Consider the following 24,991-nt stretch of genomic DNA (forward strand, 5'->3'; position numbering starts at 1 on the left):
CTTAGCCCTCACCCAGGGAATGGCATTGTTGGCGCTGTTGGGAATGACGGTCGGGATGCCGGCCGCTGCGCGGGGCGTCAGTCCTTATTTGCCGATGGGCATGTCCCCGGACATGGACAGAAAGATTCAGCGCGTACTCGCTCTCGGCGGCAAGACGGTCATGCGTAAGCCGATCCCGGCGGCCGTGGTGCTGGAAGCGCTGCCGCGCGCTTGTAAAAGTGACGAGGCGCTGTGCGCGGAAGTACGTGCTTACCTGCAGCGTTACATGAAAAAGTCCGGCGTCACGCACGCGCGGGTCACTGCTGCCGTCGTCGACGGCGATTCGAGCAGCGCGCAGCCGAATGCTCATGGCGTGGACGTGAACGACGCTTGGGAAGCGCGCGTCGGCGGCTATTACCAATGGAACGACTACGTGCTGATCTCGGCCGGCGCCATCGCGAGCGACGACGAGGTGATCCCCACGGGTTCGCTGCTGAGCTTGGGTACCGACTACGCGCAGCTGGATATCGGCTACCGCGACCATTGGTTGTCGCCGCTGAATGACAGCAGCTCGCTGATCAGCACCGAGGCACCCACCATGCCCTCGGTTACGTTGTCCAACTACAAGCCGATCAGTCGGCTCGGCATCGGCTATGAGGTGTTTGCCGCGGAAATGTCGAAGCAGGAAAACCTTCCTACCCTCGACGGTTTGGGGGTCACATCCGGCAAGCCGAGACTGGCAGGCATGCAGGGCAGCGTTTCGCCTGCTGAAGGGTTGGGTTTCGCGCTCAGCCGCGTTACTCAATACGGCGGCGGTTCACCCGACGGCGGAACGTTGTCGGATTTTCGCAAGGCCCTGATCGGCAGCAATTCGCCCACTCAATTGTCGGAGTTCGGCAATCGCGTGGCATCGCTGACCAGCAGCATCATCTTCCCCGGCAAGACGCCGTTCGCCGTGCACATGGAATACGCCGGCGAGGACAATGCATACGCCGGCAACTATCGGCTCGGTGCCACCAACATGTCAGTGGGCATCGATTTCCCGCAGCTGTGGCAAAACTTCGATGTGACTTATGAAGTCTCGGAGTGGCAGAACGCTTGGTACGTTCATCACGTGTACAGGGACGGCCTGGTAAATCGCGAGCACGTCATTGGCCACTGGTTTGGGGACCAGCGAGTGTTCGGAGATGCGATCGGCGGACAGAGTCATAGCTTGCGCGCGGGCTGGCGTAGCCCTTCGGGCCGCTATTGGCAGGCCACTTATCGCACCATGTCGCTCGATGAGGCGTGGCGTGTCGCTGGGCCGGAAGTCGGCTATGACACCTTCCAGTCGTTGCGACTGGACGTGTCGATGGATGTGCGTGGCTTTGCGGTGGACGCCGGCGTGCAGGTAGGCCAGGACGTGTTCGGCGATTCGTTCGCACGCCTGCAAGCTTCTGTCGATTTCGCGCAGCCGGGCCCAAGAGGCGGCGGGCGCAGCAGTTACAGCGAGAGCAGCGAATCTGACTGGAGCAAGACGCAGGTGTTCGTCGATGTCGGTGCCAACTACGGCAGCGTCAAAAAGATCTTCGGCGTGGACATTCCAGTGGTGCGGACCGACTCGGAAGTGACGCCGCACATTGCGTTCGGCGCACGCCGCAACGTTTCTCGTCGCAGCGACTTCGGCGTGCGACTGGAATTGGATCGTCTCGACGACAACAACTTGATCTCGCTGCGTGCTCTGGACTATCGGTTCCGATTCAACCCCAAGCTGGCGGTGAACGTCTTCGGCGGTGCCGCGCGCTATGACTTCGGATTGCCGGCGTATGGTTACTACTATGGCGCGGGCGTGCAGTACATGGACATCTTGCCGGGCTGGGACCTGTCGCTGGATGCCAGACATCATGAGAAACTTGGCCGGGACAAGACGCTGCCGAGCGATCCGCCGATCACGCCGGATCGTACCCGGCTGTTCTTCGATGCCGACGGGATTGCCGTTTATCTGAGTCGCCGCTTATAGCCCATGAGCGCTGCCGCCGAGCCGTTGATCTCCGTCGCGTTGTGCACCTACAACGGCGAACGATATCTGCGCCAACAGCTCGACTCGCTGCTGGCGCAGACCTATTCGAATCTGGAGATCGTGGCCGTCGATGACGGCTCGACCGATCGCACCGTCGAATTGTTACGAGAGTATGAACAGCGTGACCCACGGCTGCGTGTCGCTGTGAATCCGCGTAACCTCGGCTTCATCCGCAACTTCGAGCGCACGCTGGTTCTGGCCAAGGGAGCGTTCATTGCGCCCTGCGATCAGGACGACATCTGGCTTCCGGACAAGCTGCGCATCCTGGCCAGCCGCATCGGCAATCACGCCATGGCTTATTGCGACTCCGAGCTGATCGATGCCGATGGACGCAGTCTCGGGATGAGCATGTCGCGGTTCTGGGCCATGCAAGACTTGAACGACCCCGCGGCACTGATCGTCACCAATTGTGTTTCCGGCCATGCCATGTTGTTCCGGCGCGAGTTGCTCGGTGAGGCTCCGCAGCTGCCGGCGGAAATATTCCACGACTGGTGGCTGGCGATGTGGGCCGCGGCGAATGGCGGCGTCGTCTACTGCCCGGAAAAATTGGTGCGCTATCGACAGCACGGCAAGAACGTGACTGACGTGCTGCGTGCCCATCGTAAACGCGCTCGGCGCATTCCCGGATCAAGGATGAAATCTTTCGACGACACGGCTTGGCGGCTGCGCTATCTATCCACCTTGCGTCAGCCGCAGGGTGAGTTCTTCGGCGAGCTACACAAGCTCTGGTTACGCAGCGAGACGGCTTGGTTCGCGCCCAGCCTCGCGACGTTCATCCTGCATCACCGAGGACGGTTGTATCGATTGTTGCGCAAGGGGCCGGTCAGCCTGGTGCGCAAGTCGATGTCACATATTTTCGGTCTGCGGCTGCGGCGGCTGTTCAAGCCAGCCAAATATGCACGCATCGTAGCGTCGACCTAGGGCCCGAGCATGTCGCGCGGACCTTTCAGAGCAAGCATCCTACTGCTGGCGTATCGCATGGAGAAAACGCTGCGTCAGGCGTTGGACGGTGCGCTCGCGCAAACCGTGCCTTGCGAAATCATCGTGTCCGACGACGGCTCGGGCGACGGTAGTCTGGCCATCGCACAGCAGATCGCAGCTTCGTATTCCGGTCCGCACCGATTGATCGTGCGCGCCAACGAACAGAACCAGGGTTTGTGTCGGCACATCAACACCGTGTCGAAACTCGCCACCGGTGAGATCTTCGTGTTCATGGCGGCCGACGATGTTTCTTATCCGCAGCGCGTGGCCAAGCTGCTCGCGGCATTCGATGCTCACCCGGATGCTTACGCGGTGGGTTCGGCGGTCGACGAGATCGACGCTGAGGATCGCTCGCTACGTCGAGGCGCGTGGTATCTCGAGTCGCCCATGGATCAGCGCAAGCTGCTGCATCTGGGAAAGTTCGTCACTTTGCTGGGCGCTTCGATGGCGGTGCGCCGCGAGCTGCTGGACGAGTTGCCGCCGCTGAGCGGTCTGGTTGAAGACAACATGCTGACCTTGCGGGCCAGCTTGTTCGGCCGGATCTATTGTCTGGAGCAATCGTTGCTGGGCTATCGCCGGCACGACGCCAATCTGGGCGGCACGGTGTTCGTTCGCACTGGGCCGAGCAGATCGGCGCGTCGTCAGCGTTACGAGCGCACCATCCGCATGTATCGCGAGATCGCCGACGACCACGAGCGCTGCTTGCAAGCGTTGCCGCAGCTGGCAGCGGAACGGCGTCACTTGGGTGAGCAGATCGTCTCGATGTATCGCATCGAGGCCGACGGCCGCGAGGCTGTGCTCGCGTTACCGAAACGCCGCTGGCTGCACCCGATCTGGCAGGGCCTCAAACATCCGGGTCTGAGGCGCAAGTCGTTCGAACGGGCGCTGAAGCTGGCGATACCGCGGCGTTGGCTCTTGTCCTGAGCCGGAATTACAGCGTCGCGAATACTTTCTTGGCTGCCGCGATGGTGGCGTCGATGTCAGCTGCCGTGTGCGCTGCTGAAACGAAACCTGCTTCGAACGCCGACGGGGCGAGATAGATGCCCTCGTTCAGCATGCCGTGGAAGAAACGTTTGAAGCGCTCCACGTCGCAAGCCATCACTTCGCGGAAATAACGCACCGGCGTCTTGCTGGTGAAGAACAAACCGAACATGCCGCACACATGATTGGTGGACAGCCCAATGCCGGCGAGCTTGGCCGCTTGCTGGAGGCCTTCCATCAGTTGGGTGGTGCGAGCGGCGATCTGTTCGTAGAGCTGCGGTTGATCCAGTAGCTCCAATGTCGTCAGGCCGGCGGCCATTGCCACCGGATTGCCCGACAGCGTGCCGGCTTGGTACACCGGGCCGAGCGGCGCGATCTTTTCCATGATGTCGCGGCGTCCGCCGAACGCGCCGACCGGCATGCCGCCGCCGACGATCTTGCCCAGCGTCGTGAGATCCGGACGAATGTTGTACAGCGCTTGCGCGCCGCCACGGGCCACGCGAAAGCCCGTCATCACTTCGTCGAAAATCAGCACTGAGCCGTGCTGGTCGCACACCGCGCGCAATGCCTCCAGGAAGCCCGGCACCGGCGGGACACAGTTCATGTTGCCGGCGATGGGCTCGACGATGATGCAGGCGATTTCATTGCCGCTATCGCTGAATAGTTGCTGGACCTGCGCGATGTCGTTGTAAGCCAGCGTGATGGTCTGTGCTGCGAACTCTTTCGGCACGCCGGGGGAGGTCGGCACGCCGAAAGTCAGTGCGCCGGAGCCGGCTTTGACCAGCAGCGAGTCGGAGTGGCCATGATAGCAGCCTTCGAATTTGACGATCTTGTCGCGACCGGTGAAGCCGCGCGCCAGCCGAATCGCGCTCATGGTGGCTTCGGTGCCCGAGCTGACCATGCGCACCAGTTCGATGGACGGCATCATTTCGCAAACTCGCTGCGCGACCTTGGTCTCGATGCGCGTCGGAGCGCCGAACGACAGGCCCAGCGCAGCGCGTTCCTGCACGGCCCGGATCACGTCCGGATGCGCGTGACCAAGAATCATCGGGCCCCACGAGCCGCCGTAGTCGATGTAAGCCCGATCGTCTTGATCGTAAACGCGCGCGCCGTCGGCACGCTCGATGAAGATAGGGTCGCCGCCCACGCCGCGAAAAGCACGGACGGGAGAATTCACGCCACCGGGGATGTAACGGCTGGCATCGGAAAATAACGACACGGGCAAAACTCCGCAGGTCTTAAGCCGTGCAGTGTAAGCCATCGAGCTCCACGCCATCGAGCAAGCAGCTCCCATCCCTGCCGTCACTTCCCTATAATCCGGCCCCTTCTTACCTTCTGGTTCGAGTCGGCGTCAGCGAAATGAAAGCCTACATGTGCGTGATCTGCGGTTACGTCTACGAAGAAGAAAAAGGCGATCCCGCATCCGGCATTGCTGCCGGCACGCGCTGGGACGACGTGCCGCTGTCGTGGCGCTGCCCGGACTGTGGCGCCGGCAAAGAAGACTTCGAGATGGTTGAGGTGTGAGCCTAGTGTTGGGTCACTTTGTGGCCCTTGCCTTCCAATAGCGCGATCAGGCTGTCCTTGCCCACCAGGTGCAGCGTTCCGACCACCACCAGATAGTCTTCGCGATCGTCGAGCAACGCCTCGACCTGGCTCAGCCAGCGGCGATTGCGTTCGGTGGTCAGGGGGCGGTACAGGTCCGGGTATTGATCGAAGCCTTCCGCCAGCAGCGCCGCCAGTGCCTTGCTGTCGCCGCGCCGCCAGGCCGATAACAGCTCATCGATTTCCTGCGCGATCCGGTCCGCATCCTCGATGCTATAGAGCAGGAATTCGCGCTGCTGCTGGTCCGGCAAGCCGGCCAGCATGGTCAGCTGTTCACGCAACGTTTCCAGGCCGTGAATCGGCTTCTTGTCCGCCACCGCGCGTGCGGTGAACCGCTGTTCGACGCCGGAAGTCGGTGCCAGGCCCATCTTCATGAGCTGCAGCTGGACCAGCGTCATGGCCGCGAACCAGGGTTTGAAGCGATTCAACAATTCGGGATCGATACCGAGATCCTGAGCGCGCGTCGCCAGTCGGGAGTAGGTGGCTTTGCCGAGCTGTTGTTCGAGCGATTGACCGGCCGGCAGCATGCCCAGCTCCAGCGTGACCTGCTGGGTTTCCAGCGGATCGAGATCGTCCATGTCGATCTCCATCAACAACACTTCCGACTCTTTATAGGCCTGATCGAGCGCGGCGGGCAGTTGCTCGGACTCGTTGAGAAAGTGCACTGAGCCGAGCAGGTAGACGGTGTTGGTCTTGCCCTTCAGCGACCACAGACTATGGTGCTGCTGATCGGCGGCCGGTGTGCACGCGCTGAACCAGAGCGCGCACAGCGCGACGAGTACTTGCTTCACTGAGTTATCCCGACGTTGACGCCGGCTCGCAGAGTACCTCAGCTAGAACAGCCCCGGGTACATGGACGTACCCCGACGCCGCAGGCGGCGAGCGAGAGGCAAAAGTCACGCCTTTTGCCGGTTCGCAACTCGGGCCGTGGCAGGATGCCCGGTCCCGAGTTCATTAGAAATGTAAGTTTCCAGCCAGCACACTTCGGTGGCGATGGCGCCGTCCGGCATCAATTCCAGCACGCGATAGCCGGGCGGCCGATTGTCGATGGCGAAGTCGACGCTGCCGGGCAGGAATTGGGCACAGGTGGCTGGCGTCGCCATGAAGCGCACGCCATGAATGAAACTGTCGAGCGACTGGTGCACGTGGCCCCACAGGACGCCGCGCACGTTCGAATGTTCGCGCACGATGGTCATGAACTCGTCGGCGTCATACAGCCCGACCTGGTCCAGCCACTTGCTACGGATGGCGATGGGGTGATGGTGCAAGCACACCAGCACGTGATGGTTGCGATGTGTGCGCAACACTTCACGCAAATACTCCAGCTGCTCGGCGCCGACGCGGCCGGCGGCGTCGTTGGCCACCCACGAGTCCAGCATGACCACCAGCCAACGGCCGAATTCGGTATGCCCGCCGACCTTGAACGGGCCGCCGCGCAGGGCTGCTCGCATGTGGTCGGGTAGGTCGTGATTGCCCGACAGGCACAGCACCGGCGCGCGCGAGGTGCCGAAAACCTGGCGAACCCAGCGGTAGCCGTCCGGGTCGTCTTGCACCAAGTCGCCCGTCAGCAACACTCCGTCGGCACGGTGACTGCGCCGTTGGGCATCGGCGACCGCGGCCTGCAGTGCCGGCAAGCTGGCCACGCCGCGCAGGCGGCCGCTGGCTTCGCCGAACAGGTGCAGATCGCTGAACTGAATGAGACGGACCGATTGCATTTGGGCTAGCGTCTACTCGCTACATAATGGGGCAAAATAGCCACAATGATCGTAGCAACGGGGTTGGGGCGAAACGGTGACCAGTGTCTAATCGCATGGCTCGGGCACTCCCCAGCCTCCAGTTTTGCGCTTCGTTTCACAAAGGCTCAGGCGTCGGAAACGTTCCCAATTCTGACTGGCGAGCTGGGCTTTCGTTCGCCGGTCCTGCGCGTCCATGCGCTCCCGGCATTCGGGCATCCTGCCCAGCACATGCAATTTGGCGATCTGCATTGCCCCACCCCGCCCCATAGTCCAAAATGCGCGGCCTTCTCGGCCGCTCATGCCACGCCTTTGGGCCAGCCTTCATACGCACTTTTCGAGATATTTTCCGATGCAGACATCGCACCGCCGGCAGCTCGCCAACGCCATTCGCGCCCTGGCGATGGACGCCGTGCAAAAGGCCAACTCCGGGCATCCGGGGATGCCCATGGGCATGGCCGACCTGGCCGAAGTCTTGTGGAACGATCACCTCAAGCACAATCCCGGGAATCCACTGTGGTCGGACCGCGACCGGTTCGTGGTTTCCAACGGCCACGGCTCGATGCTGCTGTACTCGCTGCTGCATCTGACGGGCTACCCGCTGTCCATCGAGGATTTGCAGAAGTTCCGGCAGCTCGGCTCGCATACCGCCGGCCATCCCGAACACGACGCGCACCTGGGCATCGAGACCACGACTGGCCCGCTCGGCCAGGGTCTGGCGAACGCCGTCGGCATGGCGCTGGCTGAAAAGCACCTGGCCGCGCAGTTCAACAAGCCCGGCCACGAGATCGTCGACCATCGCACCTGGGTGTTCCTGGGCGACGGTTGCTTGATGGAAGGCGTGTCGCACGAGGCCTGTTCGCTGGCCGGCACCTTGAAGCTGGGCAAGCTGATCGCGTTCTACGACGACAACGGCATTTCCATCGACGGCGAAGTGCACGGCTGGTTCACGGACGACACGCCGAAGCGCTTCGAAGCGTACGGCTGGCACGTGGTGCCGAATGTCGACGGCCATGATCCGGCGGCCATCGAAAAGGCCATCGCCGCGGCCGTGGCTCAGACCGACAAGCCCAGCCTGATCTGCGCCAAGACCATCATCGGCTGGGGCTCGCCCAACAAGCAGGGCACCGAAGCCACGCACGGCGCGGCGCTTGGCCCGGACGAAGTGGCTGCGACTCGCAAACACCTCGACTGGAATTACGAGCCGTTCGTGATCCCCGAGGAGATTCGCAAGGGTTGGGACGCGAAAGCCAAGGGCACCCAGCGTGAAGCCGACTGGCAGGAACGCTTCAACTCCTACCAGTCCAAGTTCCCCGAGCTGGCCGCCGAGTATCAGCGTCGCCAGGCCGGCGAGCTGCCCAAGGCCTGGAAAGAAGTCGTCGCCAAATATGTGGCCGACGTTGCGAAGGAGAGTAAGCCGTTGGCCACTCGCCAGTCCTCGCAGGCGTCACTCAACGCCTACGGCCCTGGACTGCCTGAGTTGTTGGGCGGCTCGGCCGATCTCACCGGATCGAACAACACCAATCGCAAGGACTCGGTCTCCATCACTGGCGAGGCTGCTGGCGGCAACTACATTCACTACGGCGTGCGCGAGTTCGGCATGTCCGCGATCATGAATGGCCTGGCTTTGCACGGCGGCGTGATTCCTTACGGCGGCACGTTCCTGGTGTTCTCCGACTACGCTCGCAACGCCATGCGCATGTCGGCGTTGATGAAACAGCGCGTGATCTACGTGATGACTCACGACTCTATCGGCTTGGGCGAAGACGGCCCGACCCATCAACCGGTGGAACATGTGCCGAGCCTGCGCCTGATTCCGAACATGACGGTCTGGCGTCCCTGCGACAGCACTGAAACGGCAGTCGCCTGGGCGGATTCCATCGAACGTCGCGACGGTCCGTCGACGCTGGCGCTCACTCGCCAGGCATTGCCGCCGCAGCCGCGCACCGAACAGCAGATCGCCAACATTCGTCGCGGCGGTTACGTGCTGAAGGATTCCGAAGGCACGCCCGACGTGATCCTGATCGCGACCGGCTCGGAAGTGGCTCTCGCAGTGGAAGCTGCCGGCCTGTTGCAACAGAACGGCAAGCGAGTCCGCGTAGTGTCCATGCCGAGCACCGACGTGTTCGACGCGCAGGACGAGGCTTATCGCGAGCAGGTATTGCCGCGCGCTGTCGAAGCACGCGTCGCCATCGAGGCGGCGGCCCCCGACACGTGGTACCGCTATGTCGGTACGCGTGGCGCCATCGTCGGCATGACGACGTTCGGCGCCTCCGGTGTCGCCAAGGATTTGTTCAAGCACTTTGGTTTCAGCGCGGACAATGTCGTTCGCACCGCGACCAAGCTGCTGCAGTGATTCTAACGAGGTAACGAGAATGCCCATCAAGGTTGGTATCAACGGCTACGGTCGCATCGGTCGCAACATCCTGCGTGCGGTGTACGAGGCGAATCGCCAGAAAGAGATTCAAATCGTCGCGATCAACGATCTCGGCGACGCGCAGACCAACGCGCACCTCACTCGCTACGACACCGTGCACGGCAAGTTCAACGGCGAGGTCTCGGTCGATGGCGACTCGCTGGTCATCAATGGCGACCGCATCAAGGTGCTGGCCGAGCGCGATCCGGCCAAGTTGCCTTGGGGTCAGCTGGGCGTCGACTACGTGTTCGAGTGCACCGGTCTGTTCACCAGCAAGGCGAAGGCGGGTCTGCACATCCAGGGCGGCGCGAAGAAAGTCGTGATCTCCGCTCCTGGTGAGAAGGACGTCGATGCGACGGTCGTCTACGGCGTGAACCACAACACGCTCAAGGCCAGCCACACCGTCATCTCCAACGCTTCGTGCACCACCAACTGCTTGGCGCCGCTCGCCAAGGTGTTGCACGAGAAGATCGGCATCGTGTCGGGCGTGATGAACACCATCCACTCGTACACCAACGATCAAGTGCTGACCGACGTGTTCCACAAGGATCTGCGTCGCGCCCGCTCAGCCACTCAGTCCATGATCCCGACCAAGACCGGCGCTGCTGCGGCTGTCGGCCTGGTGCTACCGGAATTGAACGGCAAGCTGGATGGTTTTTCGGTGCGTGTGCCGACCATCAACGTGTCGCTGGTCGACCTGAGCTTCGTCGCCAAGCGTGCAACGTCGATCGAAGAGATCAACGCCGTGATGAAGGAAGCCGCCAACGGTGCGTTCAAGGGCATCCTGGCATACACCGACGGCCCGTTGGTGTCGGTGGACTTCAACCATGACCCGCATTCCTCGTCCTACGACGCCACCATGACCAAGGTCATCGACGGCACGCTGGTGAAGGTGTGCTCGTGGTACGACAACGAGTGGGGCTTCTCCAACCGCATGTTGGACACCACGGTGGCCTGGTCGAAGGCGGTCTGATCATGCCTACCGGAGCAGGCACCGTCCTGCGGATGGTCGATCTCGACCTGCGCGACAAGCGCGTGCTGATCCGTGAGGATCTGAACGTGCCGGTGCAGGGTGGTGTGGTTACCAGCGACGCGCGCATTCGCGCGTCGCTGCCGACGATCCAGGCAGCGAAGGAAAAGGGCGCCCGCGTCCTGATCATGTCGCACCTCGGCCGGCCCGAAGAGGGCGTGTACGACGAAGAGTTTTCGCTTGCACCGGTGGCGCAGCGGTTGTCCGAGCTGCTGGGCTACAAAGTACGTTTCGAAAAGCAGTGGCTGGATGGCGTGGAATGCGCGCCTGGCGAAGTGGTGCTGCTCGAGAACGTGCGCTTCAACAAGGGCGAGAAAAAGGACAAGGAAGATCTGGCCAAGAAAATGGCAGAGCTGTGCGACGTGTTCGTGATGGACGCGTTCGGCACGGCGCATCGCGCCGAAGCCAGCACGCACGGCGTGGCCAAGTTCGCCAAGGTTGCCTGTGCCGGCCCGTTGCTGATGAACGAGCTGGTGGCGTTGGAGACCGCGCTGGAAAAACCCAAGCGGCCGCTGATCGCCATCGTGGCCGGTTCCAAGGTCTCGACCAAGCTCACGGTGCTGGAGAGCCTGTTGTCCAAGGTGGACACGCTGATCGTCGGTGGCGGCATCGCCAACACCTTCATCGCGGCGCAGGGGCTGCCGGTGGGCAAGTCGTTGCACGAGCCGGACATGATCGACATTGCCAAAAGCTTGCTGAAGCGCTCGGCCGAGCTGAACGTGAAAATCCCGCTGCCCACCGACGTGGTGGTGGCCAAGGAATTTTCCGCGAACGCCGAAGCCGACGTGAAGCCGGCCAACAAGGTGCAGGCCGACGAAATGATCCTGGACATCGGTCCGGACACGGCTGAAAAGTTTGCACAGACGTTTGCAGCGGCCGGCACCATCGTCTGGAACGGCCCGGTCGGGGTGTTCGAGTTCGATCAGTTCGGCGAAGGCACGCGCACTTTGGCGCTGGCCATCGCCAAGGCCACGGCGTTCTCCATCGCCGGTGGTGGCGATACGCTAGCGGCCATCGAGAAATATCGTGTAGAAGACGACATCTCCTATATCTCTACCGGCGGCGGCGCCTTCCTGGAATTCCTGGAAGGCAAGAAGTTGCCCGCGGTGGCGGTCCTGGAAGAGCGTAGTCGTAGCTAACACGAGGTCCTCAATGCTCCGTCGCACCAAGATCCTGACCACCCTCGGGCCGGCCACCGATAACCCAAAGGTGCTTGGTGAGATGCTGCGGGCCGGCGCCGACGTCGTGCGAGTGAACTTCTCGCACGGCGAGGCAGCGGCCCACGCCAAACGCGTACAGATGGTGCGCGAAGTGGCGGAGCAGGTGGGCAAGTGGGTCGCTGTCCTCGGCGACCTGCAGGGCCCGAAGATCCGCATCGATCGCTTCGTCGAAGGCAAAGTGTTCTTGAACGAGGGCGATCCGTTCGTCCTCGACGTGTCGCTGGACTCCAAGGCCGGTACCGTCAAATCGGTGGGCGTGGCGTACAAGAATCTGCCCAAGGATGTTCGCGGCGGCGACACGCTGTTGCTGAACGATGGCCTGATCGTCCTGGAAGTCGTCGATGTCGATGGCCCGCGCATCATGACCAAGGTCGTGGTGGGCGGCGAGCTTTCGGACAACAAGGGCATCAACAAGCAGGGCGGCGGACTGACTGCCGGTGCGTTGACCGATAAGGATCGCGAGCACATCAAGCTCGCTGCCGAGCTGCGAGTCGATTATCTCGCGGTCTCGTTTGCCCGCGACGGTGGCGACATGGACGAAGCCCGCCAACTGCTGCGCGCGGCCGGTGGCCATGGTTATCTGGTCGCCAAGATCGAGCGCAGTGAAGCGCTGGTCAATCTGGATCGCATCATTCAAGCCAGCGACGCCGTCATGGTGGCGCGTGGCGATCTCGGCGTCGAAGTCGGTTATGCCGAGCTGACGGGCCTGCAGAAACACATCATCTCCGCGTGTCGCAAGCGCAATCGCGTGGTCATTACCGCGACTCAGATGATGGAGTCCATGATTCACAATCCGGTGCCGACGCGCGCCGAAGTGTCCGACATCGCCAACGCGGTGATGGACGGTACCGACGCGGTGATGCTCTCTGGCGAGAGCGCCGTCGGTAAGTATCCGGTCAAGGCTGTAGCGACCATGGCGCAGGTCATTCTCGGTGCCGAGAAATATGAGTCTTCGCATACGCCGGTGCGTCACCGTAGCGAACACAGCATCTTCGAAAAGACCGACGAAGCCATTGCCATGGCGGTGATGTACACCGCCAATCATTTGAAGGTGAAGGCCATCGTCGCGTTGACCGAGTCGGGGTCGACGCCGTTATGGATGTCGCGTATTCGTGCCGACATTCCCATCTACGCGTTCACCCGTCACGAAGAGACGCGCCGTCGCGTGATGCTTTATCGCGGCGTGTATCCGGTGACCTTCGATATCACGCACAGCGACGCCCAATTGCTGTATGCCGATATCTTTAGACTCATGCTGCAACAGGGCATGGTGGAAGCGGGCGATCGCATCATCCTGACCAAGGGCGAACTGTCCGGCGTTTCCGGCAAGACCAATGCCATGAAAATTCTCGAGGTGCGGGTCTAGGAGCTGTAATGCGTTTGCTCCGGCCGCTGCGAGTTGTTGCTCTTGCTGTCCTGATCGTTCTCGTCGGCGGCCTGTTGGCAGGTTACTTGGCACTGCATGCCAGCCTGCCGCAAATTGAGGGCAATGTTTCTACCGCGGCGGTGTCGGCGCCCGCATCTATCGAGCGCGATGCCGAGGGTACGCCCGTCCTGCGCGCTACCACTCGTGCCGATCTCGCGTTTGCTACCGGTTTCGCTCACGCGCAGGATCGTTTTTTCCAGATGGATTTGATGCGTCGTGCGGCGGCCGGCGAGATGTCGGAGCTGCTGGGCGCGGCGGTGCTGGATACGGATCGCAAGCTGCGCATCCATGGATTTCGCCGCGTCGCTCGCGAAGTCGTTGCGGCATCGACTGCGAATGATCGCGTCTTGTTGGACGCGTACGCTGCGGGCGCCAATTCCGCGCTGGCTCAGGCGGGCGCCAAGCCTTGGGAATATTTGTTACTGCGTGCGCAGCCCGCGCCGTGGACGCCAGAAGATTCGATCCTGGTGGCGTTCTCGATGTATCTCAATCTGAACGACTCCAGCGGTTTGGAAGAACTCGCGCGCTCCCAGCTGCGTGATGCTTTGCCGGCGCCGATGTTCACCTTCCTCTCGCCGCTGGGCACCGAATGGGATGCACCCATCGCCGGTGGCACCATCCGTTCCGCCGCGATTCCCGGGCCGGATATCTTTGATCTCCGCAACGGCGCGGCGCGAAGTGCCGCTTTATCGGCGCCCCGTTCTGCCGGCACGATGGAAGAGAAAGTTTACTTCGGTAGCAACAGCTGGGCGGTCGCCGGTACTCACACCGCCAACAAAGGTGCGCTGCTCGCCAATGACATGCATCTCGGCCTGCGGTTGCCACATGTTTGGTATCGCGCGCGGATGATTGTCGAAGCGAATGGGTCCGATCGTCGCGATCTGGTCGGTGTGACGTTGCCGGGCTTGCCGGTGTTGATCGTGGGCAGCAATGGTCAGGTCGCCTGGGGCTTCACCAACAGCTTCGGCGATTGGACCGACCTGGTGATCGTCGAGCGCGATCCGCAGGACAAGACTCGCTATCTCACCCCGGAAGGCTCGGAGCCTTTCGAAGTGCGTCAGGAAATTTTCAACGTCAAAGATGCCGATCCGGTGAAGCTCACCGTGCTGGTCACGCGGTGGGGCCCCATCGTGCGGCAGGAGGCTTCGGATCGCCCGCTGGCATTGGCGTGGACTGCGCATCGTGCTGAAGCTACGAACATGCGTATGCTGGATCTCGAAACGGCCGGCAATGTCGAAGCGGCTTTGCTCGCTGCAAATCGCGCCGGCGTGCCCGTGCAGAATTTCTTGGCGGTGGATGCGAGCGGACGCATCGGTTGGTCGCTGATGGGCCAAGTGCCGGTGCGTGGCAACTACGATTCCACGATGCCTTATCTATGGAATTCACCAGGCACTGGCTGGCACGGCTGGCGCAAGCCGGAGGAATATCCTCGCATCGTCGACCCGACTGCCGCTCGTTTGTGGACCGCCAATGCGCGCACCATCGACCTCGAATCCTGGATGGCGTTCATGGGTGATGGCATGTACGACAACGGTGCGCGTGCTGCTCAGATCCGCGACGATCTGCTCGCGCTCGATAGTGCGAACGCCACGGACATGATGAATATCCAGCTCGACGATCGCGCTTTGTTTCTAGTTCGCTGGCGTGACTTCCTGCTCGAGTTGCTGGACAAAGATGCCGTGCAAGGTCAGCCGCTGCGGGCCGAGGCCAGAAAGTTCTTGGAAGATTGGTCGGCGCGTGCCGCAGCTGACGACGTTGGCTATCGGCTGGTGCGCGCGATGCGGCTACAGATTCGTCAGGATGTGTTCGAGTCGCTCACCGCGCCGGCGCGCATCAAGTATCCAGAGACCAAATTCTCACCGTCATCGCAGTTCGAAGGGCCGCTGTGGCAGCTGATCACTCGGCAGCCTGCGCATATGCTCGATCCTCGGCATGCGAATTGGGACCAGGCGCTGTTGGCATCCATCGACGCTGCGCTTCATGAATTGGTGGCCGAATGCACCACACTGAGTCAGTGCACCTGGGGCGAGCAGAACACTTTGGCGATGAGACATCCGCTGTCGCAGGCGATGCCGTTCGTCGGGCGTTGGCTCGACATGCCATCTGAACCGTTGTCGGGCGATTCGTTCATGCCACGCGTTCAGGGGCCGGCGTTCGGTGCTTCTCAACGTATGGTGGTGTCGCCGGGACGCGAGGCTGAAGGATATTTCCAGATGCCCGGCGGGCCGGTCGACCACCCGATGTCGCCGTTCTACGGCGCAGGCCACAATGCCTGGACTCGCGGCGAACCTCGGCCACTGTTGCCCGGCCAGGCCCGATACGTCCTCAAGCTGTCGCCTGGCGCAGCTGTTTCTAAACAGTAAGTCATTTAGCTGCGCCGGCCGCCGATGGTATGGTGTGGCTATTCCTTAGCCATCGCTACGCTCATTCGGGGTTTGCATGTCCTCACGTTTCGCCGGCACCGAGAACTACGTCGCCACTGAAGATTTGAACATGGCCGTGAATGCGGCGGTGGTGTTGGGCCGGCCGTTGCTGGTCAAAGGCGAACCCGGCACCGGCAAGACGCAGCTGGCCGAAGAAGTCGCGCGCTCGCTGCAGCGGCCGCTGTATCGCTGGCACATCAAGTCGACCACCAAAGCTCAGCAGGGTTTGTATGAATACGACGCGGTGTCCCGGCTGCGCGATTCGCAGCTCGGCGATGCGAAGGTTCATGACATCGGCAACTACATCGTCAAGGGACGCTTGTGGGAAGCGTTCGAGAGCGACGTGCAGCCGGTATTGCTGGTCGATGAAATCGACAAGGCCGACATCGAGTTTCCCAACGATCTGTTGCACGAGCTGGATCGGATGGAGTTCTACGTGTACGAGACGCGCCAGTGGATCAAGGCGACGCATCGTCCCGTCATCATCATCACCAGCAACAACGAAAAGGAACTGCCCGATGCGTTCCTGCGGCGTTGTTTCTTTCATTACATTCGGTTCCCCGATGCAGCGGTGATGGAGCGCATCGTCGATGTGCACTATCCGACGCTGAAGAAAGAATTGTTGTCGGAAGCGCTCAGCGCGTTCTTCAAGGTGCGGGAGATGCCGGGGTTGAAGAAGAAGCCTTCGACGTCCGAGCTGCTCGATTGGATCAAGTTGCTGGTCGCCGAGGACATTCCGCCCGAAGCGTTACGTAGCGACGACCCGAAGAAGTCCATCCCACCGCTGTACGGCGCGCTGCTGAAGAACGAACAGGATGTGCATCTGTTCGAACAGCTGGTGTTCTTGAATCGTCGCGGCGGTCGCTGAGCTTCCATTATGCTGGTGCCGTTCTTCTTCAAACTGCGCGAGGGCGGGGTGCCGGTGTCCATCACCGAGTTCCTGACGCTGCTGCAGGCTTTGCAGGCGCGCGTTGCTGGCGCCAGCGCTGAGGACTTTTATTATCTGTCCCGCGCCTGTCTGGTGAAGGACGAGCGCCATTTCGATCGCTTCGACCGCGCCTTCGCTGCCCACTTCAAGGGCGCCGAAGACTTGTTCGACGCCATGATGAAAAGCATTCCCGAGGAATGGCTGCGTCGCATGGGCGAGCGCACTTTGAGTGATGAAGAGAAGGCGCAGATCCAGGCACTCGGCGGTTGGGACAAGCTCATCGAGACTTTGAAGCAGCGCCTCGCCGAGCAGAAAGAGCGTCACCAGGGCGGCAACAAATGGATCGGCACCGGCGGCACGTCGCCATTCGGTGCTCATGGCTACAACCCTGAAGGCATTCGCATCGGCCAGGATGAGTCGCGCAACAAGAGTGCCGTCAAAGTCTGGGACCAACGCGATTTCAAGAATCTCGACGACCAGGTCGAGATCGGCACGCGCAACATCAAGATCGCGCTACGCAAGCTTCGCAAGTTCGCCCGCGAAGGCGCCGCTGAACTGCTCGATCTCGATGACACCATCAGTTCCACGGCCCGCAACGCTGGATTCCTGGACTTGAAGTTCGTGCCTGAGCGGCACAATGCCATCAAGGTGCTGCTGTTCCTCGATGTCGGCGGCTCCATGGACTACCACGTCCGCGTCTGCGAAGAACTGTTCTCCGCCGCGCGCTCGGAGTTCAAGCATCTCGAATATTTCTACTTCCACAACTTCGTGTACGAGCACGTGTGGAAGGACAATCGTCGCCGTCGCACAGAGAAGATCCCGACGATGGAAGTGATGCGCACCTACGGCCATGACTACAAACTCATCGTGGTCGGCGACGCCACCATGAGTCCCTACGAAATCGTCCAACCCGGCGGCAGCATCGAACACTGGAACGAAGAGGCCGGCGCTGTGTGGATGCAGCGGTTGGCGAAGACGTGGCCTCATCATGTTTGGCTGAACCCCGAGCCGCAACAACGGTGGGAACACACTCAGTCGGTGCAAGTGACTCGCGAGCTGATCGAGAACCGGATGTTTCCTCTAACGCTCGGTGGGTTGGAGCAGGCGATCAAGGCGTTGCACTGAGCATCACGCTTCCTCGTCCAAATTAGCTGTGAATCCGATCGGCCGCTTCTTCGGTATCGGAACGTGCATGAGCTCACGAATGGCCTTGAGGATGCCGACGATGGCTTGGTCGTGCGAAGAAACCCTCCGCTCGAGTTCAGCGAGCTTCTGCGCCAGCTCTTGGTTGGACGCGAGCATCGCGCGTAGTTCCACGAAGACGCGAACGACGTAGATGCTCATCTCGATGGCTCGCGGGCTGTTGAGGACGGTGGCAGCCATGATGGCGCCGTGCTCGGTGAGGGCATAGGGAGGGAAGCGTGGGTCACGGTGCTTCTGGGAACCGGTCGCAAATTGCGACCGGTTCAATGTCTCGAGTTCCTTAGGCGTCAGACGAAACAAGAAGTCTTCTGGAAAGCGCGCAAGGTTGCGTTTGACTTGCTCGTTGAGTCGTTTGGTGGTGACGCCGTAGAGCACGGCGAGTCCTTGCGGAGCTGAGTATGAACGACCGGTGCGGACGGTATTGTTGAGTTAACGGGTGTTGAAATACATTTGCCTGGGCGGATGGTGCGGGCCTGGGCCCGTCTTTAAGGTCGCAATTTGCGATCTCAAAGCAGCTCGAGCTACTCGTCGGTTAGACGGATCGCACTGAGTCATTCGAATCGAGCGCTTCGGAAATAGCGCCGTTCCCGGGAGGCGGCCATCTAACGATGAAGACAGCCGCTGCCGTGTCAGGTTGAAGTGCTCAGCTCTTCTTCGCCTGCAGTTCCTTAATATCCTTCAACACGATCTGCGAATGACCCTTCGGGTCGACATCGGCGTAGTGCCGCACGATCTTGCCTTCCGGATCGATCAGGAAAGTATCGCGCTTGGCCAGCTCGATGGTGCCAAGGAAGCGCTTCAACACGCCGTACTCTTTAGCGACGACTTTCTTATCGTCGGCCAGGATAGGAAACGGCAGGCCGTGTTTTTCGGAAAACTCTTTGTGAGATTCGACGTCATCGACGCTCACGCCGAGGATGACGGCGCCGGCGTCGCGGAAGGCGAAGACGTTGTCACGGAACTCGCAGGCCTGGGTGGTGCAGCCTGGGGTTTTGTCCTTGGGGTAGAAGTACAGGGCCACCCATTTGCCGCGATAGTCCTTCAGCTCATGCCATTTGCCGTTCTGGTCCGGTAGTTTGAAGTCGGGCGCGGCGCTGCCCAGGGCCGGGCCTTCGGCGGCTTGGGCCAGGCCGGCGACGGCGAACCAGGTGAGGATGGCGGCGAGCGCCACCGAGCCGAGCTTATTAGGGGAAAAGCGTGTGCGGTTCATGGCGAAATCCTGAAAAAAGCGGCGCACTGAGGCGTGCGTAACAGGGGGCACCGGGGCACTGTGCCATACTAAACGCTCAGCGGCGAGCGCCCGGATCGAAACCATACGGCCGGGAATTTCGCTAATGACATCGGCATGGATTCATCACCTATGAGCGAGCGCACTCCGATATCTGCGCCTCCGGTCGGGCCGCCCAAAGTCGGGCTGGTGTTGCCGGGAGGTGGCGCGCGGGCCGCCTATCAAGTGGGCGTCCTGAGGGCGCTGGCAGATCTATTGCCGGCGCGCGCCATCAATCCGTTTCCAGTGGTCTCCGGGACCTCGGCAGGCGCGGTGAATGCCACTGCCATCGCGGTCCACGCCGATCGCTTCCGCGTCGCAGTCGGTAACCTGGAGCGCGTCTGGCGCAACTTCCAGGTCAACCAAGTGTTTCGCGCCGACACGGCTAGCATGATGCGCGGCAGTTTGCATTGGTTGTTGGCCATGCTGTCGGGGGGCTGGCTGCTGCCACCGCCGCGGTCGTTGTTCGACAATTCACCGTTGCGGGAGCTGCTGAAGGAACAATTCGATTTCAGCCGCATCAGCCGTTCCATCGCCGATGGGCATTTGGACGCCATCGCCATGTCGACGGCCGGGTACGCGAGCACGCGGTCGGTGTCTTTCTACGAATCCAAGGCGGGTCATGCACCGTGGCTGCGAACGCGCCGCGCGGGCGAGCAGACGTCGCTTACGGTCGAGCATCTAATGGCCAGCGTCGCGGTGCCGTTCTTGTTTCCTCCGGTGCTACTGGGAGACGAGTATTACGGCGACGGCGCGATGCGTGAGTCCAACCCGTTCAGCGCCGCCATTCATCTAGGCGCGCAACGGCTGCTGGTTGTCGGCACGCGGAATGAAGCCTCGCCGGCCATGGCGGTGCCGCCGCTGTGTCCCACCTTCGGCCAGATCTTCGGTTACATGCTCGATTCATTGTTCTCGGACGGCATGTATTCGGACCTGGAGCGCCTGACCCAACTGAACCAGATCGTGGACAAGGTGGGCCCGATCACGGTCAACACTCCCGATGGTTCGACGCATTTGAAGCGGGTCGACATGTTGGTGATCTTGCCGAGCCGCGATCTGTCCGAGATTGCGCGTCATCACGTGGCATCGCTGCCGCGGACCTTGCGCGTGCTGCTCAGAACGATGGGCGCGATGAATACCGGCGGCGGACAGCTAATGAGTTATTTGCTGTTCCAAGACACGTACACGCGTGAGTTGATTGCGCTCGGGTATCAGGATGCGATGAAGCGCGCGGACGATCTGATGTCGTTCTTAGCGGGCTACTCGGTGGCGTCGAGCGGGGCTACCGCGATCCTGCGCCGGCTCGACTCACGTAAGGAACAGCGTGCCGAGGCCCAGAAGTGAGGCGAAGCCGACCGTATCGGTAACGGTGGTCAGAACCACGCCGCCGGCCAGTGCCGGATCGACGCCCATACGTTTCAACATCAGCGGCACGCCGACGCCTGCCAGTGCCGCCGCGAATAGGTTGATCATCAGCGCCGCGAAAATGATCAGGCCGAGGGTCCATTCCTCGAACCAGATGCCCGCGGCCAGTCCCACGGCGCTGGCCAAGGCCACGCCATTTAACAAGCCGACCAAGACTTCGCGTATCAGCAGCCAGCGCGCATTGGTCTGTTCCACCTGGCCGAGCGCGATACCGCGGATGATGAGCACGAGCGTCTGACTGCCGGCAATGCCGCCCATGCTGGCGACGATGGGCATCAGCACGGCGAGTGCCACGACCTTCTCGATGGTGGCCTCGAACAGGCCCACGACGTTGGCTGCGAGAAAGGCCGTCGCCAGATTCACACTCAGCCAGACCGCGCGCCGGCGCGCGCTGGTGAGAACGCCGGCGAACATATCTTCGTCTTCGCCGAGGCCGGCCATGCTCATGACCGAGTGGTCGGCTTCCTCACGGATAACGTCGACGACGTCATCGATGGTGATACGGCCGAGCAGCTTGCCGTCGCTGGTTACCACGGCGGCGGACACGAGGTCGCGGTCTTCGAACAGTTTGGCAACGTCGCGAGCGTGGGTTTCGGGCGCGATCCCTTCGACGCTCGAGTCCATCACTTCGCCGACGGTTTTCTCGGGGTCCTCGGTCAGCAGCCGGGTTATGTCCACAGCGCCGCGGTACCTGTCGTGACGATTCACCACGAACAGCTGGTCGGTGCGGGCGGGCAATTCGCCACGCATGCGCAGATAGCGGAGCACCACTTCCAAAGTCACGTCGGCGCGCACCGTGACGGCGTCGAGATTCATCAGACCGCCGGCGCTGTCTTCCTCGAACTGCAGGACGGCGGTGAGTCGCTCGCGGTCCTGCGCGTCCATGGAATGGAGCACGCGCTCATTGAGCGTCTCGGGCAGGTCGCCGATCAAGTCGGCGAGGTCGTCGACCTCCATGCCCTCGGTGGCCGCGATCAGCTCGTCGGCATCCATGCCGCCGATCAGCTCGGCGCGCACTTCCTCGTTGAGCTCGATCAGCACGTCGCCCTCGATCTCGGGGTCGACGAATTCCCAGACGATTTCGCGCCGTGCCGGGGGGAGCGACTCGATCAGCGAGGCGATTTCCGCGGGGTGCAGGCTGTTGATGAGCCGATGACCATGACGCAGCGAGCCCAACTCGAGCGCGCTGCGTAGCGCGGCGAGTCGGCTCTTCTGTTGTTCCTGGGCTTCGGTCATAGCGCGCGCAGTGTAGCGGCGCGCGGCGCGCAGGCGAAGTTAAGAACGAAAGGATTTTCCGCGCGTCGGACTATTTAACGCGCGGGGTCACCGAGGATGCGCGCCGACGACTTGGTGGCGTGCGTGGACCTGCGGGAATTTCGCCGAGAAATGTCGGGCCAGCCGTTCCACCAGATATACGGAACGGTGCTGACCGCCGGTACAGCCGATGGCGATGGTCAGATAGCTACGATTGGTCCGGACCAATTCTGGAATCCAATGTTCCAGAAAAGCGACGATGTCGTCGAACATCTTGGTCACCTGCGGGTGGCGCTCGAGATATTCCACGACGGACGGATCGCGCCCGGTGAAGCGCGCGAGCCCGGGTTCCCAATGCGGATTGGGCAGGCTGCGCACATCGAACACGAAGTCCGCATCGCCCGGTACGCCGTGACGGAAGGCGAACGATTCGAACAGGATGGACATGCGCCCTTCGACGCGCGCGCCGACGCGATCGCGAATCAGCTCACGCAGTTCGTGGACGCTGGTGCGCGTGGTATCGATGATCAGATCGGCTGCGTCCGCGATGGGTTCGAGTAGCGAGTGTTCCTGGCTGATGGCCTCGGCCAAGCCCAGGCCGTCGCGGCTCAGCGGGTGGCGGCGGCGCGTCTCGCTGTAGCGCTTCAGCAGTGAGTCCGAATCCGCGCGGAGGAACAGTACTTCGCAGGCCACGCCGCTGCGCTTGAGGTCCGCAACCAGCTTCGGGACCGACGCGATCTCGGCGGGCCGGTTACGCGCGTCGACGCCCACGGCCGTGTAGCCGTAGGTCGATTCGGGCGAGCGCACCGTGTGGGAAATGAACATCGGCAGCAGGCCCGCCGGAATGTTGTCCACGCAGTAATAGTCGAGATCTTCGAGCATGTGCAGGGCCACGCTCTTGCCGGACCCAGACAGACCACTGACGATGACGAGACGCATGGCGGGCACGGCGGCGATGGCGAGGAGTGCTCAAAAAGAGTGTTACGGCAAAGACTACAGCGTGCCGCTCGAAGCGGGCAACGAGGCAAATGTAACAAATGATGATCGACTGCGGCGGCCCACGCCAACTGCGTGAACCGCCGGCCGATTTAGTACGGAATATGTGAACCGTCCGGTGGTTGGATCCGTGGTGACCGATCAGGAAGGACGCACTTTCAGTGCATCCAGCGCGTGATGGTCGGACAGTTTTTCCTTGTGCTTCTTGACGCGGCGGTCGAGTTTGTCGGCCAGCGCGTCGATGGCAGCGTACATGTCCATATCCACGGCGTCGGCGTAGACCATGGCGCCATTCAACAAAACCTTGGCCTCGGCTTTGTGGCGTTGTTTCTCGACGGTGAGTATGCAGTGAACGTCAATGATGTGGTCGGAGTGTCGGACGATGCGGTCCAGCTTCTTCTCGACGTAGCCCTTCATGGAAGTGGTGACATCGACGTGGTGACCAGTGACGTTCAGTTGCATGGAAGCCTCCTGTCATGGAGCGGGGGGAAGTCGGAAAACTTGCGTCTATCTCACCGAAACTCGCTTGCGTTCGCTGGACGGAGGTATACCTAGAGCCTCGCGGTATTTAGCGACGGTCCGCCGCGCGACCAGCACGCCCTCGCGTGACAGGATGTCGGCAATCCGGCTATCAGACAGGGGCTTGTCAGGCTCCTCCGCGGCTACCAGCTTGCGGATCTTGGCGCGGATGGCGGTCGAGGACATCTCCGTGCCGTCGCTGGCAGCCACATGGCTGGAAAAGAAATAACGAAATTCGAACACGCCCCGGTGCGTGTGCATGTACTTGTTGGTGGTGACGCGCGAGATGGTCGACTCGTGCATCTGCACGGCCTCGGCCACGTCTTTCAAGATCATGGGCTGCATGTACTCGTCGCCGTTCTCCAGGAACGCCGACTGGCGCTGCACGATGCAGCGAGCCACCTTCAACAGGGTTTCGTTGCGGATCTCCAGGCTGCGGATCAGCCAGCGCGCTTCCTGCAGCTGGGTCCGGAGCATGGCGTGATCGCCGGAGCGGCCGATCAGGCCGGCATAACTTTGATTGACTCGGATGCGCGGCAAACTGGCGGGATTGATCTCGACCACCCAGCCGCGCTCGGTCCTGCGCACGAACACATCGGGCACGACGTATTCGGCGGGTACCGAATGCACGCTCGAGCCCGGGCGCGGCTGACAAGCGCGGACCAACACCAACGCGAATTCGAGCTCTTCCTCGGTGACGCGCAGCTGGCGTCTCAGCAATGCGTACTGTTGTTCGGCGACCTGATCGAGATAACCGGCTGCGATGGCGAGCGCGGTGTCGCGACCCGGCGTGTCCGGATCCAGCTGACGGAGCTGCAGCTCGATGCACTCACCGACCGAGCGGGCACCCACACCGGCGGGATCCATTGCCTGCACATGCGTCAGCACGCGCTCGACTTCCGCGGTCGTGACGACTAGCTCAGGTTGTAAATTGCGCGCGATCTCGTCGAGCGGCTCGATCACGTAGCCGTCGTCGTTGATGGCGTCGATGAGGGCCGCACCGATGCGCATGTCACGCTCGTTGAGACGCGACATTTCCAGCTGCCAGGTCAAATGCTCCGACAGCGTCTCGCCGCGCGCGTCGGAAAAGTCCTGCGAGTGATCGTCATCGCCCGACCACGGCGTGTCGGCCGGGCCAGTGACTTGCGAATCGCTCCAGTCCTGATCCTCGACGATATCGAGCGGCTGCTCGGCCTCGGCGGTCTCGCGTGTGTCGGTGTGTTCGTTGCTGTCGCCGCTGTCGCTGGAGCTGCTGCTGGATTGGGAGTTCGGCGTGGACGACTCGAACGGCGACTCGTATTGAGGTTCGAGCGTTGTTTCGCCGGTTTCGGGATTATTGGCCTCGTCCTCGGCTTCCAACATCACGTTGGATTCCAACGCCTCGCGGATCTGCGCCTGCAGCTCCAACACGGGCAACTGCAACAGGCGGATGGCCTGCTGCAGCTGAGGTGTCATGGTCAGCTGCTGACCGAGCTTGAGCTGCAGGGACTGTTTCATCGACGGTGGAATCCGGGGATCTCGGGGCGTACGAGCGGCAGTCTAGCAGGCT

At 61.8% G+C, this 24,991-nt stretch carries 21 protein-coding genes; 12 read left to right on the forward strand and 9 right to left on the reverse strand.

Annotated elements, in window-relative coordinates; translation table 11 throughout:
• Nucleotides 1-19: 19 nt before the first annotated feature.
• The 3 genes from JNL55_RS30000 to JNL55_RS30010 are packed head-to-tail and all read left to right on the forward strand — an operon-like array spanning nucleotide 20 to nucleotide 3,943.
• Nucleotides 20-1,978 carry a capsule assembly Wzi family protein gene (locus JNL55_RS30000; RefSeq protein ID WP_293863268.1) on the forward strand — a complete coding sequence of 653 codons (1,959 nt, stop codon included), beginning with the start codon at nucleotides 20-22 and terminating at the stop codon, nucleotides 1,976-1,978.
• Between the two features lie 3 nt (nucleotides 1,979-1,981).
• Nucleotides 1,982-2,959 carry a glycosyltransferase family 2 protein gene (locus JNL55_RS30005; protein ID WP_293863270.1) on the forward strand — a complete coding sequence of 326 codons (978 nt, stop codon included), beginning with the start codon at nucleotides 1,982-1,984 and terminating at the stop codon, nucleotides 2,957-2,959.
• A 9-nt stretch (nucleotides 2,960-2,968) separates the two neighbouring features.
• Complete coding sequence (locus tag JNL55_RS30010) at nucleotides 2,969-3,943, forward strand: glycosyltransferase (protein ID WP_293863272.1); 975 nt, start codon at nucleotides 2,969-2,971, stop codon at nucleotides 3,941-3,943.
• A gap of 7 nt (nucleotides 3,944-3,950) precedes the next feature.
• Here JNL55_RS30010 and hemL read toward each other — a convergent pair whose 3' ends face one another.
• Nucleotides 3,951-5,219 (reverse strand): glutamate-1-semialdehyde 2,1-aminomutase, encoded by a 1,269-nt coding sequence (gene hemL, locus JNL55_RS30015; protein WP_293863274.1) that lies wholly within the window; start codon nucleotides 5,217-5,219, stop codon nucleotides 3,951-3,953.
• A gap of 140 nt (nucleotides 5,220-5,359) precedes the next feature.
• Between hemL and JNL55_RS30020 the strand changes: the two genes are divergently transcribed.
• Nucleotides 5,360-5,524, forward strand: coding sequence for a rubredoxin (locus JNL55_RS30020; RefSeq protein ID WP_116810406.1), 165 nt, complete (start codon nucleotides 5,360-5,362; stop codon nucleotides 5,522-5,524).
• A 2-nt stretch (nucleotides 5,525-5,526) separates the two neighbouring features.
• Here JNL55_RS30020 and JNL55_RS30025 read toward each other — a convergent pair whose 3' ends face one another.
• Together JNL55_RS30025 and JNL55_RS30030 are read right to left on the reverse strand one after the other, a co-directional pair.
• The gene (locus JNL55_RS30025; RefSeq protein WP_293863279.1) at nucleotides 5,527-6,393 is read right to left on the reverse strand and encodes a TraB/GumN family protein; all 867 of its coding nucleotides are present in this window, start codon (nucleotides 6,391-6,393) and stop codon (nucleotides 5,527-5,529) included.
• 105 nt (nucleotides 6,394-6,498) lie between these two features.
• Entirely contained in the window at nucleotides 6,499-7,317 is an 819-nt protein-coding gene (locus tag JNL55_RS30030; protein ID WP_293863281.1) for a metallophosphoesterase, read from the reverse strand.
• A 370-nt stretch (nucleotides 7,318-7,687) separates the two neighbouring features.
• Here JNL55_RS30030 and tkt point away from each other — a divergent pair, with 370 nt between their 5' ends.
• The 7 genes from tkt (at nucleotide 7,688) to JNL55_RS30065 (ending at nucleotide 17,903) form a co-directional block, all read left to right on the forward strand.
• Nucleotides 7,688-9,691 (forward strand): transketolase, encoded by a 2,004-nt coding sequence (tkt, locus tag JNL55_RS30035; RefSeq protein WP_293863283.1) that lies wholly within the window; start codon nucleotides 7,688-7,690, stop codon nucleotides 9,689-9,691.
• Between the two features lie 19 nt (nucleotides 9,692-9,710).
• On the forward strand, nucleotides 9,711-10,724 hold the full coding sequence (gene gap / locus JNL55_RS30040) for a type I glyceraldehyde-3-phosphate dehydrogenase (RefSeq protein ID WP_293863285.1): 1,014 nt from the start codon (nucleotides 9,711-9,713) through the stop codon (nucleotides 10,722-10,724).
• A 2-nt stretch (nucleotides 10,725-10,726) separates the two neighbouring features.
• Nucleotides 10,727-11,920, forward strand: a complete 1,194-nt coding sequence (locus JNL55_RS30045; protein ID WP_293863287.1) for a phosphoglycerate kinase — start codon at nucleotides 10,727-10,729, stop codon at nucleotides 11,918-11,920.
• Nucleotides 11,921-11,933: 13 nt separating this feature from the next.
• Entirely contained in the window at nucleotides 11,934-13,367 is a 1,434-nt protein-coding gene (gene pyk / locus JNL55_RS30050) for a pyruvate kinase (protein WP_293863289.1), read from the forward strand.
• An 8-nt stretch (nucleotides 13,368-13,375) separates the two neighbouring features.
• Entirely contained in the window at nucleotides 13,376-15,790 is a 2,415-nt protein-coding gene (locus JNL55_RS30055) for a penicillin acylase family protein (RefSeq protein ID WP_293863291.1), read from the forward strand.
• A gap of 76 nt (nucleotides 15,791-15,866) precedes the next feature.
• Nucleotides 15,867-16,718 carry an AAA family ATPase gene (locus JNL55_RS30060; protein ID WP_293863293.1) on the forward strand — a complete coding sequence of 284 codons (852 nt, stop codon included), beginning with the start codon at nucleotides 15,867-15,869 and terminating at the stop codon, nucleotides 16,716-16,718.
• 9 nt (nucleotides 16,719-16,727) lie between these two features.
• A complete protein-coding gene (locus JNL55_RS30065; protein ID WP_293863295.1) occupies nucleotides 16,728-17,903 on the forward strand; it encodes a vWA domain-containing protein in 1,176 nt (391 codons plus the stop codon).
• 3 nt (nucleotides 17,904-17,906) lie between these two features.
• On the opposite strand, the gene JNL55_RS30070 is transcribed toward JNL55_RS30065, so the two are convergent.
• Both JNL55_RS30070 and JNL55_RS30075 read right to left on the reverse strand, forming a co-directional pair.
• Nucleotides 17,907-18,356, reverse strand: a complete 450-nt coding sequence (locus JNL55_RS30070; RefSeq protein WP_293863297.1) for an ORF6N domain-containing protein — start codon at nucleotides 18,354-18,356, stop codon at nucleotides 17,907-17,909.
• 268 nt (nucleotides 18,357-18,624) lie between these two features.
• A complete protein-coding gene (locus tag JNL55_RS30075; RefSeq protein WP_293863299.1) occupies nucleotides 18,625-19,191 on the reverse strand; it encodes a peroxiredoxin in 567 nt (188 codons plus the stop codon).
• A 135-nt stretch (nucleotides 19,192-19,326) separates the two neighbouring features.
• Here JNL55_RS30075 and JNL55_RS30080 point away from each other — a divergent pair, with 135 nt between their 5' ends.
• Nucleotides 19,327-20,592 (forward strand): patatin-like phospholipase family protein, encoded by a 1,266-nt coding sequence (locus tag JNL55_RS30080; RefSeq protein WP_293863301.1) that lies wholly within the window; start codon nucleotides 19,327-19,329, stop codon nucleotides 20,590-20,592.
• Here JNL55_RS30080 and mgtE read toward each other — a convergent pair.
• The 4 genes from mgtE to JNL55_RS30100 form a co-directional block, all read right to left on the reverse strand.
• Nucleotides 20,557-21,909 (reverse strand): magnesium transporter, encoded by a 1,353-nt coding sequence (gene mgtE / locus JNL55_RS30085; RefSeq protein WP_293863303.1) that lies wholly within the window; start codon nucleotides 21,907-21,909, stop codon nucleotides 20,557-20,559. The two genes, JNL55_RS30080 and mgtE, sit on opposite strands and share 36 nt — an antisense overlap.
• An 87-nt stretch (nucleotides 21,910-21,996) precedes the next feature.
• The gene (gene rapZ / locus JNL55_RS30090) at nucleotides 21,997-22,866 is read right to left on the reverse strand and encodes an RNase adapter RapZ (protein WP_293863305.1); all 870 of its coding nucleotides are present in this window, start codon (nucleotides 22,864-22,866) and stop codon (nucleotides 21,997-21,999) included.
• A gap of 198 nt (nucleotides 22,867-23,064) precedes the next feature.
• Nucleotides 23,065-23,385, reverse strand: coding sequence for a ribosome hibernation-promoting factor, HPF/YfiA family (gene hpf / locus JNL55_RS30095; RefSeq protein ID WP_293863307.1), 321 nt, complete (start codon nucleotides 23,383-23,385; stop codon nucleotides 23,065-23,067).
• A gap of 45 nt (nucleotides 23,386-23,430) precedes the next feature.
• Nucleotides 23,431-24,939, reverse strand: a complete 1,509-nt coding sequence (locus JNL55_RS30100) for an RNA polymerase factor sigma-54 (RefSeq protein WP_293863309.1) — start codon at nucleotides 24,937-24,939, stop codon at nucleotides 23,431-23,433.
• Nucleotides 24,940-24,991: the final 52 nt, after the last annotated feature.

The sequence above is a fragment of the Steroidobacter sp. genome (genome assembly GCF_016790065.1).
Lineage (GTDB): Bacteria > Pseudomonadota > Gammaproteobacteria > Steroidobacterales > Steroidobacteraceae > Steroidobacter.

Bases quoted from the DNA above. Each gene is read 5' to 3' on its own strand.
- JNL55_RS30000 (WP_293863268.1), top strand. From the start codon at position 20: ATGGCATTGTTGGCGCTGTTGGGAATGACGGTCGGGATGCCGGCCGCT.
- JNL55_RS30005 (WP_293863270.1), top strand. From the start codon at position 1,982: ATGAGCGCTGCCGCCGAGCCGTTGATCTCCGTCGCGTTGTGCACCTAC.
- JNL55_RS30010 (WP_293863272.1), top strand. From the start codon at position 2,969: ATGTCGCGCGGACCTTTCAGAGCAAGCATCCTACTGCTGGCGTATCGC.
- JNL55_RS30020 (WP_116810406.1), top strand. From the start codon at position 5,360: ATGAAAGCCTACATGTGCGTGATCTGCGGTTACGTCTACGAAGAAGAA.
- JNL55_RS30030 (WP_293863281.1), bottom strand. From the start codon at position 7,317: ATGCAATCGGTCCGTCTCATTCAGTTCAGCGATCTGCACCTGTTCGGC.
- tkt (WP_293863283.1), top strand. From the start codon at position 7,688: ATGCAGACATCGCACCGCCGGCAGCTCGCCAACGCCATTCGCGCCCTG.
- gap (WP_293863285.1), top strand. From the start codon at position 9,711: ATGCCCATCAAGGTTGGTATCAACGGCTACGGTCGCATCGGTCGCAAC.
- JNL55_RS30045 (WP_293863287.1), top strand. From the start codon at position 10,727: ATGCCTACCGGAGCAGGCACCGTCCTGCGGATGGTCGATCTCGACCTG.
- pyk (WP_293863289.1), top strand. From the start codon at position 11,934: ATGCTCCGTCGCACCAAGATCCTGACCACCCTCGGGCCGGCCACCGAT.
- JNL55_RS30055 (WP_293863291.1), top strand. From the start codon at position 13,376: ATGCGTTTGCTCCGGCCGCTGCGAGTTGTTGCTCTTGCTGTCCTGATC.
- JNL55_RS30060 (WP_293863293.1), top strand. From the start codon at position 15,867: ATGTCCTCACGTTTCGCCGGCACCGAGAACTACGTCGCCACTGAAGAT.
- JNL55_RS30065 (WP_293863295.1), top strand. From the start codon at position 16,728: ATGCTGGTGCCGTTCTTCTTCAAACTGCGCGAGGGCGGGGTGCCGGTG.
- JNL55_RS30075 (WP_293863299.1), bottom strand. From the start codon at position 19,191: ATGAACCGCACACGCTTTTCCCCTAATAAGCTCGGCTCGGTGGCGCTC.
- JNL55_RS30080 (WP_293863301.1), top strand. From the start codon at position 19,327: ATGGATTCATCACCTATGAGCGAGCGCACTCCGATATCTGCGCCTCCG.
- mgtE (WP_293863303.1), bottom strand. From the start codon at position 21,909: ATGACCGAAGCCCAGGAACAACAGAAGAGCCGACTCGCCGCGCTACGC.
- rapZ (WP_293863305.1), bottom strand. From the start codon at position 22,866: ATGCGTCTCGTCATCGTCAGTGGTCTGTCTGGGTCCGGCAAGAGCGTG.
- hpf (WP_293863307.1), bottom strand. From the start codon at position 23,385: ATGCAACTGAACGTCACTGGTCACCACGTCGATGTCACCACTTCCATG.
- JNL55_RS30100 (WP_293863309.1), bottom strand. From the start codon at position 24,939: ATGAAACAGTCCCTGCAGCTCAAGCTCGGTCAGCAGCTGACCATGACA.